The organism is Virgibacillus salexigens (genome assembly GCF_014905415.1).
Taxonomy (GTDB): domain Bacteria; phylum Bacillota; class Bacilli; order Bacillales; family Amphibacillaceae; genus Virgibacillus; species Virgibacillus salexigens.
Window position 1 is genome coordinate 618,875 of sequence record NZ_BNEO01000001.1, and the last position, 13,107, is coordinate 631,981.

At 38.3% G+C, this 13,107-nt stretch carries 9 protein-coding genes; 1 reads left to right on the forward strand and 8 read right to left on the reverse strand.

What is annotated here, in order from left to right:
• Positions 1-6 precede the first annotated feature (6 nt).
• The 5 genes from JKP73_RS02880 to JKP73_RS02900 form a co-directional block, all read right to left on the reverse strand.
• Complete coding sequence (locus JKP73_RS02880; protein ID WP_031335071.1) at positions 7-888, reverse strand: carbohydrate ABC transporter permease; 882 nt, start codon at positions 886-888, stop codon at positions 7-9.
• Between the two features lie 18 nt (positions 889-906).
• Entirely contained in the window at positions 907-1,797 is an 891-nt protein-coding gene (locus tag JKP73_RS02885) for a carbohydrate ABC transporter permease (RefSeq protein WP_021289447.1), read from the reverse strand.
• Positions 1,790-1,993, reverse strand: coding sequence for a hypothetical protein (locus tag JKP73_RS02890; protein WP_200410881.1), 204 nt, complete (start codon positions 1,991-1,993; stop codon positions 1,790-1,792). The genes JKP73_RS02885 and JKP73_RS02890 overlap by 8 nt, the downstream gene beginning before the upstream one ends.
• 65 nt (positions 1,994-2,058) lie before the next feature.
• Positions 2,059-3,387, reverse strand: coding sequence for a carbohydrate ABC transporter substrate-binding protein (locus tag JKP73_RS02895; RefSeq protein ID WP_200410882.1), 1,329 nt, complete (start codon positions 3,385-3,387; stop codon positions 2,059-2,061).
• A 236-nt stretch (positions 3,388-3,623) separates the two neighbouring features.
• Positions 3,624-7,661: an endo-alpha-N-acetylgalactosaminidase family protein gene (locus tag JKP73_RS02900; RefSeq protein WP_234447042.1), complete on the reverse strand. Its 4,038-nt coding sequence runs from the start codon at positions 7,659-7,661 to the stop codon at positions 3,624-3,626.
• Between the two features lie 452 nt (positions 7,662-8,113).
• Here JKP73_RS02900 and JKP73_RS02905 point away from each other — a divergent pair, with 452 nt between their 5' ends.
• Positions 8,114-8,947 carry an AraC family transcriptional regulator gene (locus JKP73_RS02905; protein ID WP_021289450.1) on the forward strand — a complete coding sequence of 278 codons (834 nt, stop codon included), beginning with the start codon at positions 8,114-8,116 and terminating at the stop codon, positions 8,945-8,947.
• Between the two features lie 264 nt (positions 8,948-9,211).
• Here the strand turns inward: JKP73_RS02905 and JKP73_RS02910 are convergent, their stop codons facing one another.
• The 3 genes from JKP73_RS02910 to JKP73_RS02920 form a co-directional block, all read right to left on the reverse strand.
• On the reverse strand, positions 9,212-9,526 hold the full coding sequence (locus JKP73_RS02910) for a hypothetical protein (RefSeq protein ID WP_200410883.1): 315 nt from the start codon (positions 9,524-9,526) through the stop codon (positions 9,212-9,214).
• 514 nt (positions 9,527-10,040) lie between these two features.
• Entirely contained in the window at positions 10,041-10,997 is a 957-nt protein-coding gene (gene manA, locus JKP73_RS02915) for a mannose-6-phosphate isomerase, class I (RefSeq protein ID WP_200410884.1), read from the reverse strand.
• Between the two features lie 39 nt (positions 10,998-11,036).
• Positions 11,037-12,974 carry a PTS fructose transporter subunit IIABC gene (locus JKP73_RS02920; protein WP_200410885.1) on the reverse strand — a complete coding sequence of 646 codons (1,938 nt, stop codon included), beginning with the start codon at positions 12,972-12,974 and terminating at the stop codon, positions 11,037-11,039.
• Between the last annotated feature and the right edge of the window lie 133 nt (positions 12,975-13,107).

The following is a 13,107-nucleotide window of genomic DNA, read 5'->3' on the forward strand; positions in this document are numbered from 1 at the left end:
ATCCACCTATCCTTTCAACCCACCAACCGTCATTCCTTGTGTTAGACGTTTTTGCAGGATAATATAAAGAATTAATGTTGGGAGCATAACGATGACCATCCCCGCATACATTGGTCCATAATTCGCCGCTGCCCGCTCAGCCGCCATCAGATTTAATAAGCCAACTGGCAATGTTTGATTTTCGCCCGGCATTAATGTTAGTGCCAGAATATATTCGTTCCAAAAAAGTAAGAAGTTAAATAAAATAACTATGATAATACTTGGTCCTGCCATCGGCAGCATCACTGAAAACATGGTTTTAAAATATCCCGCGCCATCGATACTTGCTGCTTCCTCAAAATCGGAAGGAAGTGTTTGAAAATAACTTGATAAGAGATAAATTGTAAACGGCAATGCGGTTGACGCATAAATGAGTGCAAGCATAAACCGATTATTTAACAGGAGTTCTTCGCCAAGAATAGTCCGGATAACCGTATCCCAATCTAGGAGCATGAGGAAAATCGGAACGGCAATATAGCTGATATTAATAAACAATCCTACCTTAACGAACGAGTTAATCATTTTACTTCCTCTGAAACTAAAACGGGATAATACATAAGCTGCTGGTAACGCTACAATCAGCAAGATTGCCAATGCCAATACGGTCACCACGGCCGAATTAAATAAGTAGTTTCCCATATTTGCTTCCTGAAATGCTTCGATGAAATTTTCAACATGGAAGCCAAGGGGAATCGACCATGGATTACCGTAGAATTCAGCATTTTGCTTGATTGATGCAAAAAACACCCATGCTACTGGTACAATGATTGATATTGCCAAGGTGATCAAAGCAATATAGATAAATAGCTTATACAACGTATCCGTTTGCGAACCATTTGATTTTTTCACCACTTCCTACCTCCTTCTTTAATATTCCAGTACATCTCGTTTTGTAATAAAATTTACAATCGCCGCTAAAGCAAAGGAGAAAATAAAAACGACTACCCCGATCGCCATCCCATAGCCATAGGTCGAATTTGTATACGCTTGATCATACATATAGAAAAGAAAAACCTCTGACGAACCATCTGGTCCACCGCCGGTCATTGCTTTTACAAGTAGGAAGCTCAAGTTAATCGTACTAATGATAAAAAACGTTAGTGTCGTCCGAATATTGTTCCAGATCAATGGTAACGTAATGCCGGTAAATTGCTTCATCTTGCTAGCCCCTTCTAGGGAGGCTGCTTCATAATAGCTCGCAGGTATACTTGCCATGCTAGACATATACATTACCATGTAATAACCAATAGCCTGCCACACCAATGCTCCTGCTACACTGTAAATAACAATGGTCTGGTTACCTAACCATTTCTGTTGTAAGGTTTCCAAGCTTAATAGATGGAAAATGCTATTTAATAACCCATTGGAAGGATCATAGATGGCAGAAAAAATCCCAGCAATTACGACAATAGATAAGATGTTTGGGATATAAAAGATCACTCGAAAAAAATTGCTGCCTCGGATCTTCTCTTTGGATAATATTGCCGCAAAGAAAACAGCAATCACGAAGGTAAAAATGGCAACAATAACAATTAATAGAATTGAATTTTGAAAGGACCGAATAAAATCCATGTCATTCCATAAAAGCTTAAAGTTATTAAATCCTACAAACTGCTGGTTATTCGAAAACCCGCCCCATTGATAAAGCGACATTCGAAATACCTCAATCGTCGGAATTACCATAAAAAGAATCAGTAAAATAAGTGCAGGAGCCACACAGACGCCAATAAATAGATTCCTAGATTTCTTTTTACTCATTATTCTCACCTCTTTCATGTGAAATCGCGTAGGGGGCATAGGCAACATGTTCAAATAGAACTGTTTCATCACATGCCGGGTATCCTGAGTTGGGCAACTTCACCACTGATTCACGCGTCCGTCCACCTAAGTCACACATTATATGCAACATATCACCATCCAGGCATCCCTCGTCACCATTCGACGTACCTCGCACCCTGTGACCAAATAAAACGATGAGTTTACGTTCCCACCGTTTTATTTTTATCTTTGGATCGTCCATTAGTTCATAGCAGGTCTTAGCTGGTCACTTGCCTCTTCAATTTGTTTTCTCCATTCCTCCACAGAAATTTCACCACTGATCACACTGTCAATGGAACCATATAATGTGTCTCCGATGCTGACACCTGGAACAGGAGCTGTAGAAGCGAATGTTCCCATTGCTGGAAGTACGCCATCTTCTTCATAGATATTGTAATAGAGTAGATTGTCTCCCTCCATTTCTTCTGTAATCCCCTTAATTGGCTGAACTGCTCCAGATTCTAAGAAGATAGAAGCTGCTTCATCTGTGTACATATAGGTGATAAATTCTTTGGCTGCTTGTTTATTTTCAGAAGCAGATGGAATCCACATCTGTTCAAAGAATGTAAATGCATAACGATCGCCGCCTTTTTCAAACGAAGGAAGTGACATCATCCCCCACTCAAAATTATCCGCTTTAGGGGCTTCTTTCATTTCACCAACTACCCAAGTTCCATTCGGCATAAATAGTGCCTCATTATCTAAAACCAACTGCTGGTTCTTCGTAAAATCATTGGGGTTTGCATTTGCAACTGTATTTGGATGCGTATAATCAGCTAATTTTTTTATTGTTTCTAACACTTTCGTTGCTTCTTCAGTTTCCCATACACCATCTTCATAAGTCATTGCTGAATTAAAGAAATCTGTACCTCCTGAAGCATACAGCATTGATCCAACCATCGTGTCAAAATAGCCAGTTGTTGGATAGGTGAAAAGTGAGATTCCTTCTTTAGCTGCCTTCTCACCTAAAGCCCACATGTCACCCCAAGTTTTCGGAACTTCCCAGCCTTTCTCTTCAAATAATCCTGCATTATAAAATAACCCTGTAGGACTATAAAACATAGGAGCTAAATAGGTTTCCCCATCTGCATATGGATTCGTAGCTAATGTATCACTGAATCCTTCCAATAATTTGTTATTTACCGTCATGTCTTCTCCATATACATCCATGTCTAGTACATCTGTAATTTTTTCCATACCATCTTCCTTAATAAGTGTTTCTGTTAACCCTTCTGGTCTACCTGTTGCCAATAACAATACATCTGGATATTCTCCGGCTTGCATATTTGGCCGGATCAATTCTTCCAGGTTTTTTTCTACGGTTAATTCAACAGTTACATTCTCGTTAGCTGCTTCATATGCATCGGCTATCTTTGTCCACATGTCGCCACCATAACCGGATTCCAAAGCAGCCACATGTAAGGTTGTTTTCCCATTTCCTGTATCACCGTTTGCTGATTGAGATTCCGAGCAAGCAGCCAAACTTAGCACGAGTAAGCTAAAGAAAATCATAGACAAGCATTTTTTCATCTTGTACCCCCCATAGTTTTATTTACTATAGTTCAATCGTACCTAGTGTTAAGCGCTTCCACAATAAAAATATTGTTGTGATTTTTAGATATATTGCTTTTTATTATGTTTTGAATAAAATTTCTTGATAAAGATAGAACCGTAGCTTCTAAAAATCATTACCAAATAGAAATAAGGGAGCTGATTAAAAATTCAGCTCCCTGCTTTTTTATTCATATAGAAAGATAGGTAAAAAACTACTCCCATCTTCCGATTAAAATATCAGAACTCGATTTAAGCGTATTATACGCCTTTTGAGAAATTAATTTTTCTTGTTTTTGTTGATCTAGCAGCTGTTTAAATCCATTTAGATGCTTGATAACCTTTGCAGCTTGTTCCTGCTTTTCGTAACGAGCAACTGCAATCAAATGGGTGTTTAATGCGCGAATCACTTGAGGGTTCGCGAATTCCTCCACTTCATCGTATTGTTCAATAAGTGTTCGGATATCAGCTGTGCTTTCTATCGTAGCTACCTTTTCAATTTGTAAGTTGTCTAATATAAAAGTTCCTTCACCGGTATCCATATTCACACTTGTTCCATCACTAAAGATTCCAATATAGGTCTGTCCATTTCCTGAGCCAGTTACTGTGAACTCTGCCCTGTTGGTATCGGTGGATGCAGTTATTTGTTCATTCACTGAAAGCCCTTTGGCATCATCAATATCCTTTACATCAATCGCCTGATCTCCAGCTATAAACCGATAGGAATCAGCAGTAGTCTGATAGTCAAAACTGACTTTGTATAGACTATTTGCTTCAAAGTGGACATGCTGTGGAATGGTTCGGTACACTAAGCCATTATTTCCAGTATTCACTTTCAAAGACCATTCACCATCGATTACGTCATCGACTAATTTTTTCCCTGCCCATCCTTTTTGGGTGTAAGGAGCATGGAGCTCGGATAAATGAATACGATTATCTTCCACTCCTTCTGTGTTTCCTACAACAAACGGATAAATACCCTGCACTACCGTTTCAAAATCCTGCTCAAATACACGTGGAGATGCATGATTTGTTAAAGACTTTTTAACAATTCGGATGTCATCATATATGGTATTTCCTTCACCAGATTCTCTACCAAGGATCAATTCAGCGCTTTCACTTTCCGCCGTAAAGCTTACCTGCATCCGCTGCATGGTACTATTGGTTCCATCATTTGTTGCATGTGAATCAGCTTTCACATAATTTTTTTGTAGACTGCGGAGAGTGTAATTTTTCACATCTTTTGAAGCACCAGTCACTTCGATGGAAGCTTGCTTATCACTGTTGTTTTCTACATAAACCTCAGCTACATAATCCTTACCTGGCTCCAGTCCTGTAAGTGTACGAGTGACATAGGTGTCTTTTTTGGGATTATCGATATCCAAGTAATAATCACCACTGCTTAAATTTCTAGCTGATCCTGCCTGATTCGTCCGTTTGACGGTTACAGCTTTTTTGTCACCAGAAACCTTTGTGTGTTCCCCTTTTACTGTTCCTGAATTGAAACCAGTATCATAAACATGCGCTTTTGAACTCCAATTATCAATGATCAATCCTTCATCTTTTTCCTTCGTCACGATATAAGGTGTAGCAGCCTCTGCCTGTAAGGTTATTTTTTGATCAATAACGTTAACTTTTTGCCTTTCTGATCGGCCTTGATCTGTCAATTTATATACATAAACCTTAGATACACCTGCATATTCATCTGGAAGCGACCATGTTGATTCTCCGCCTTCTAGATTCCAATGATACAACTTATCAGAATCAGGGGTCGGGTTTTCAAAATCTTGTTCTACCCAAGGAATCAAATACGTATTTCCATCAAGTACTACCTGATCATTAAGCGCAATGATACGTTCTCTGGAATTATCCTTTCTTGTTACCACCACTTTATCTCCATTACTTGGATCTTCCAGCTTAATTTCTTGTTCTAAGTTTGTTACTGTCGGATCACCATCTGTTGTTTCCCAGTTTGTTACATAATATTTCTGCAAAAATTTTGTTGGAAGATTCGTATCAAACGTCATTTTGATGAAGTTGTCATAATTTTTATCGGATTGCCATCCTTCAAATCCAGCTAGTTCAAATCCGCCAAGTAATGGATGATCTGCTGTGCCGCCAGCTTCCGGCCAATTTAAAACCCAGGAATCTTTTTGATGGTTGCCAATAAAACGTAATACTTCAGAATTAATCCCTTTATTTTCAGGACCTCCGTAATTCTTGTCCGTAGCCCAGTGCTGCCATGTAGAATAGTTGGCTACAGCTGTCCCAAATTCGGATGTCAATCTCCAACCTCTATCTTTAAACTGCTCATAAATTCGATCTGATTCCCATTGATCCTGATACCAGACATCTAGATAGATAAAATCAAGCCCAGGAGCTGCAGCATGTAATTCATCCAAACGTTCTGCCCGCGTTCCTGAATACAAGTCTTTTAATTTATCAATTGTATAAGATTGGTCTAGCCAGCCCCAACCTTTTGCATTTGGTCCTTCAATTAAGTCTTCATTGAAAGCTTTTGCTTCCGGATACGTTTCCTGGGCATTTATATGAACACCAAATTCGGTATTATACGCATGCCCCTCATTAATAAGGGTGTTTAGATCGGCTTTGCCCCCCATGCGTTCCCCTACATTACCATAATCCGGATGCGCACTATCATGTCCTTCACTTCCATATCCTTTTAAGAGAACTGCTTGTCCTAATCCATCTGTTGCCAAGGCTACCTTTTTTACATTATCCAATGTTTTAAGAAAAGGCTGCTGTGCCTGTGACCCAAAATTCATCGCAATTCGTGTTCCTACAAGATTATTAACATTGTTTGCTCCTTTAATGTCCTGCATGATATCACGGTAAGCAATCGCACTGTCCTGCCAGTCTACATTATTATCTTCATTGATATCTTCGGCAAGCGCAATTTTTATCGTTGGTTTATTGGATGATGGCTCAGGCATAAATTCGCGATGATAGTATAAGGGGCTGGATCCGATCCCAATCGCTTTGTCACCATTTTCATTTTCATAACGGCTTGCGGTAAGATTTTTGTATCCATTTACTTCGGAACTGGACCAAACACCAGCACTTATTTCATCTGTAGACAGGAAAGCAGTGTAATACCCTGTTTCTGTGTCCATCCCCCCCAGCGAATCATTAACCAATACATTGATGTCGCCAGGTTTGGTTACATCCTTGCTAAGGTTTGTTAATTTTGCCTTTGCATCCTTTTGACTGGAATTAACCGAAATGAAATTCATATCTGCAAATTCAATGGTCTCTATCGTTGCCCCAGCTTTATTATTTATATCTTCGAATCTGTAAGTAACTTGGTTATCTTCTACTTTTACGGAAAGTGTTAATTCGGCATCCATCGCTTCATACTCGTCTTCAACTGCTAAAGTGTAAATTGCTTCATCTTCACTGACTTTTTCAAATGATACTTCAGGATAGTACAGCATGTTGTTTAATTTTAAGCCATAAACAGGAGATTTCTGCCCATTCATCACTTTACCATCTACCTTGTATTGAATAATTCGTGGAAATACTTCATCAATGGTGACATCCATATAATTGGAATGTAATGTTTGTTCGATTGGTTCCTTATTTGGTGGCTCTGGGGGTGTGTATTCCTCGATACTTACATTAGAGATGGTAATATTAGCAGGTCCACGGCTCTTTTCCAAGCCAAGTAATCCTGCCTCATTTACCCCATCAGGTTGAAACCAGGAACCCACTTTTTCATTATCAACATATAACGTAACGTTATCATCAACAAACTTTGCACGTATATGGTAGGTTTTGTCCGCTTCCAAAGGTACCCCCTTCGTTGTAGAGGTCCACTTATTGGCAGGACCAAAAATCTCACTAAAATATTGATCGTTTTCATCCTCCGTACCAGCGAAGGAATACGTAGAAGCATCCTGCAGACGATAAATAAAACCAAAGCGGCTTAAATCCGTATTCGAAGTTATATCTGCTTCAAAAACACCATTCTTTATCTCTTCCATCTTACTGTAGACAATTTTATTTTTCTCATTTGAGGTAACACGAAAAGTCGCTGAACCGTCATCATTATATGTGATCGATCCGTCACCTTGAATCAAATTAAAATCCCCTTCTTCAAGATCACGATCACTAATATCTACTTTATCTTCTTCTGATAATTCGGCATGTAATGACGGGACGTTTATCGATAATAAAGATATCGTCATTGCAAAAAAAACGATGAAAAATGGTTTTTCATAACGTTTGTTCACATCAAAACCTCCTTTTGAATTTCAAGACAATTACCCAAGAATAAATGAACAGCTAGATCGTGCTAAAGCCGAATCATCCCCTCCTTTAGGAATCCAACGATTTTCCATAGTTGAACAAAGGCAAACCGTCGTTTCAATAGTTTATTTAGTAGTCAAATCACTACTCTACTCCAAGGCTACATTTATAAAAACGCTTTCACAATAATAATATTGTTGACTTTTTTATTAATATTGCTGTTATTATCGCTTGTTAATAAACTCCCATGAGACCCTGTAGTGAATACTAGATTCCTAGTTAAAAATAGATGAACGGAAACTATCCAAAACCAAACCAATAATTCCATATTCTAGGTGTCATTGTTTTATAAATATTGCCTTTTATTAGAAAACTAGTTAGAATATAAACAATAATCAGTCATCATAATTACGTATATAAAAAGAGGGTGCGTATCATGTCTTACGAAGTATATAAAGTAAATAATTCAACTGCTAAAAAAAGACCATTTAAACTTTTGTATATTACTCGTTCCGAATATGATAAGGGCTGGCATAGTACACAGCATACCCACCATTTTACTGAACTATTTTATATCGTAAATGGAAAAGGGTCTTTTGTTCTTCCAACTCATGAAATTCCAGTTAAAGAAAATGATTTAGTGATAATAAATCCTAATGTAGAGCATACGGAGAAGTCGAATGTTCAAGATTCACTTCAATATATTGCTTTGGGAATAGAGGGGTTGACTTTCTCACTTACTGAGGAAAAAGACGCACAAATGGGGCTTTTTACGTACCGCGGAGACCGTGAAGATGTTCTATTTTACCTTAATAAATTATTAAATGAAGTGATGCATGGCGATATCCAATATGAAATTATTTGTCAAAATATTATCGAAATCTTGATTGTTAAACTAAAACGCGAGAAAAAATTTACCATCGAGAAAACAGAAACACTGAATATTAATAAGGCAGTAGCTTTTATCAAGCATTACATTAATCAAAACTATCGTAACAACATCACACTTGATTTATTAGCAAAGGTGGGGCATATCAATAAATATTACCTATCACATACGTTTAAGAAAGATATGGGAATCTCTCCGATTGAATACCTGAATAAAGTTCGAATTAAGGAAGCAAAAATATTGTTGGATACAACCGACTATAATATCGGTGAGATTGCTGAAATTATTGGTTTTTCTTCACAATCTTTTTTTACACAGGCATTTAAACGCACAACAAATCAAACACCTTCCACGTATCGAAAAGTGCAATTAAACAGATGATTTATGCTTGTCCTTTTACCTGGTTGAATGCCATACAGATCTTGAAATCTACGAAAGTCGTTAATCATGTAAAACGCTTATACTCCATAGGATACAACATCAAAGCGCGTTTGGAAGAATCCGGATCGTGAAAAGGATAGTAGGAGGAACAAGTTGGGGGAATGGAGTCATCCTTCTATGTTGGTACATAACCAACGTGTCGCATTCTGTTACCCCTCTAACTTTGAGGGAATGGCTTATGGTACAGGCAAATATGCATGAACTTCATACCGATTTCCTTTTTTGATAGAATTTAAATCTTTCAATCGTTATGGATCCAAACAACATTCCTAACAGGGCAAATAAGAATAACGATATTAGGAAACACATTAACCAGCGAAATACTATAAATAAGACAAATGCTAAAACAAATAAGCATACAATAATGATGGCTATGCCAACTTCTATTTTAAATCCGTTCTTTCCAGCAATTATGTAATCATTAATCATGTCGTCAGTTAGATATACTTCCATTAAAGGTTCGTAGGTTAATTTTTTATAATAATATACGCCTGTACCAAAAACTAATTGCCAAGCCAATTACTATAAGTAGCGTCATATAAAATTCATTCAGAAGCGTCAAGTATATGTGATCTATCCCCCGAAGACATGCTAAAACAAGAGCAAATGCTATCCAATAATATAATTCATTTACTTTCCTTTGATAGGCTTTATAAACTTTACTAGTCTGTTTATCCATTTTTTATGTTCTTCGTATAAATAGGAAATAATTGATTATCAAATTTGCGATTCGTGTGCCACATTCTAAAAACCCCTCCCCACTAAAACGACCAATACCAACTTTTGTAACTTGCTCATGATCTTCTATAACCTGTAAGGACCACCCATCTACCTATACCAGAGCTGTCACACTATATACAGCATATACTAATGTTAAATGCAGTCTAGATTACTATCTATTTGGATTATTAGCTAAATGTAACGGTTTCTCTACGTTCTTTCCCAGTTATCAAAGGAGCAGTAAATAAAAAGCAAGAACTGTTGTTTTACCAGTAACAGTTCTTGCTTCATTACGTTGGATTTATCGAGTACGTTAGCGATGCGATACAATAAACGCTGCTTCACCTGCGATATGGTATTCAGTTATACCATAAGGGAGTACGAAATGATCTCCTTTTTTGATTGGGAATTCATTCTCGGCTACTGTTATCGTAGCATTGCCGTCTATCACACTAACCTGCAAAAAGTCATATTCTTGCTTCAAAGTTACCTCACCATGTAATTGCCAGTGATTTACCGAGAAATAGTTTGCTTCCACTAGTTTCTTTATATCTAAATCTTCTTCCGTGATCTCACTTTGTCCTACTTTCGCATCTTGATGTGGCACGTTTGTCACTTCAACCGCACGGTCTAAATGTAGTTCACGCTTTTGACCACTTCTATCGGTACGATCATAATCATATACACGGTACGTAATATCCGAACTTTGCTGTGTCTCTAAAATGACAATTCCTTTTCCAATGGCATGGATGGTACCGCTCGGAACATATACAAAATCGCCAGCTTGTACTTTTTTTCGACGTAATAATTTCTCCCATTCTCCACTACGAACCATTTCCTTCAGCTCTTCTTGGTTTTTAGCATGATGACCTAGAACGAGTTCCGCCCCTTCTTCTGCATGAAGCACATACCAACACTCCGTTTTTCCGTATGGTACACCTTCGACTTCTCTTGCAAACTCATCATTTGGATGAACTTGTACCGAAAGATCAGCGTTAGCATCTAAGATTTTGACAAGTAACGGATATTCCTCAATATTCGCTGCATCTTTATTAAATAATTCCCCATGTTTATACCAGGCTTCTGCAAGCGTTTTTCCCGACAAAGGACCATTCATGATAACACTTGGTCCATTCGGGTGTGCAGAAATCACCCATGCCTCTCCGGTTTTTTCGTAAGGAATCTCATAATTAAATTCACTCCGCAGCTTTTGACCACCCCAAATCCTCTCTTGAAAAACGGGCTGTAAAAACATCGGTTCTTTATACATTCAACATCACCTCGAGTAATTTATCGGTCAACTATAACTTTATTGAATTTCCCCCAACAATTTCATTGCTTCTAATTCAGAGGTCACTTCAAGCAATTGGTTTCTATAATCTTCATCCATTAACTTACGAGATAGCATTTGCAATATTTTCAAGTGAGCATCTCCGGCACTCTCTTCAGGTACAGCGATCATGAAGATTAGCTTCGCATCGGTTCCATCGAGGCTATCCCAATCGACACCATCACGCTTAATCCCAAAGGCAACGGCCGGACGTTTTACTGCACTTGATTTACCATGTGGAATCGCAATATTCATTCCCAAGCCAGTTGAACTTTGACTTTCACGATCCAGAATTGCCTGCTTATACGCTTGTTTCGATTCTATTATACCGGCAGCATCAAATTTTTCAATTAATTCTTTAATTACTTCATCACGTGTGGAACCAGTCAGATTTGTTTCCATTAGATTGGTAGCGGTAATATCTACTAGCTTATGGATTTCTCCCTGATCTGTAGGTTGTTCAGACGTCTCTTTCGATGTTGCTGCTCCACCATCTGTGTTTTCTTGATGAACGGGTGCAGCATCTGCTACATCCTTTTTCAAAAAGTTAACTAAAAATGCTGTTACAAGAACACCCACAATTACTGCAATAAAGAACATGATTACATTAACGACAGCACCTAAGAGTGCTACAATTGGTCCACCGTGTGCAACCTTATCTCCAACATTCCCTATCATCGCGATCACAGACCCTACCATGGAGCCGACCACAATACTCGGTATTACTCGTAAGGGATCCTGCGCAGCGAAAGGAATGGCACCTTCTGTCACTCCAAAAAAGCCCATGGTCAATGATGCTTTCCCAGCTTCTCTTTCATTCTCCTGATATTTCTTCTTATTCAGTAATGTTGCTAATCCCATTCCTATAGGTGGAATACAGATTGCAACAGCAATCGGCCCCATAATTTCATAGTTTCCTTCTGCTATCATTGCAGAACCGAATAAGAATGCCACTTTATTGAATGGTCCACCCATATCAACAGCAATCATACCACCAAGAATAAGTGCGAGTAAAATCGAACTTGCGCCTTGCATTCCTGATAACCATACCGTTAAACCTTCGAACACTTGTGCAACGGGTGCACCAATAACATAAATGAATAATAGACCTACAATGGCAGATGAAATAATCGGTATAAATATAATTGGCATTACTGGTTGTACAGCTTTTGGTACTTTTATTTTCTTAATACCCAATGCGATATAACCAGCTAAGAAACCAGCGATTATCCCGCCAATAAAACCAGCACCTGCCTCACTTCCATAAAAGCTTCCTGTAGCTGCAATATAGCCGCCAATCATACCTGGTACTAGGCCTGGCCGATCTGCAATACTAACAGCAATGAAACCAGCTAATATTGGTACCATGAACATAAATGCTGTATTGCCAAGGCTTTCAATCTGTTTCCAAATCGAACCCTCTGGTATTTTAATTCCACCTGCTGTTTGTTCCCCACCAAGGGTCAATGCAAACGCAATCAAAAGACCTCCAACAACGATAAACGGAATCATATACGATACACCATTCATCAGGTGCTTATAAATAGGGTTTTCTTTTTGTTTACGCTCTTGCTTCACTTCTTCTGGAGATACTAACCCCTCTTGATGAACCGATACGTCTCCAGCTTGAATTCGTTCAATTAATGCTTTTGGGTTACGAATTCCTTCTTGGACACCGGTTACAATTAATTTCTTACCAACAAAGCGTTCTTTAGAAATTTCTTTGTCAGATGCAATAATAATACCATCTGCTTCGGCAATGTCTTGTTCTGTAAGTACATTTTCTGCACCGATCGATCCCTGTGTTTCTACTTTTATATCAATGCCCATTTCTTCGCCTGCTTTTTGTAAATTTTCAGCAGCCATGTAGGTGTGAGCGATTCCAACAGGGCAAGCTGTAACAGCTAATACCTTCATCACACTTTCCTCCTATGAATCGTTTATTCTTACCTACCTGTATTATAACTTAGAATATCGAATAATTAATTTCGATGTTTACCAGAACTTCTGGTAAATATGAATTATTAGCGAAAATCTCAACTACGATTGA

Bases quoted from the DNA above. Each gene is read 5' to 3' on its own strand.
- JKP73_RS02885 (WP_021289447.1), bottom strand. From the start codon at position 1,797: ATGAGTAAAAAGAAATCTAGGAATCTATTTATTGGCGTCTGTGTGGCT.
- JKP73_RS02895 (WP_200410882.1), bottom strand. From the start codon at position 3,387: ATGAAAAAATGCTTGTCTATGATTTTCTTTAGCTTACTCGTGCTAAGT.
- JKP73_RS02905 (WP_021289450.1), top strand. From the start codon at position 8,114: ATGTCTTACGAAGTATATAAAGTAAATAATTCAACTGCTAAAAAAAGA.
- manA (WP_200410884.1), bottom strand. From the start codon at position 10,997: ATGTATAAAGAACCGATGTTTTTACAGCCCGTTTTTCAAGAGAGGATT.
- JKP73_RS02920 (WP_200410885.1), bottom strand. From the start codon at position 12,974: ATGAAGGTATTAGCTGTTACAGCTTGCCCTGTTGGAATCGCTCACACC.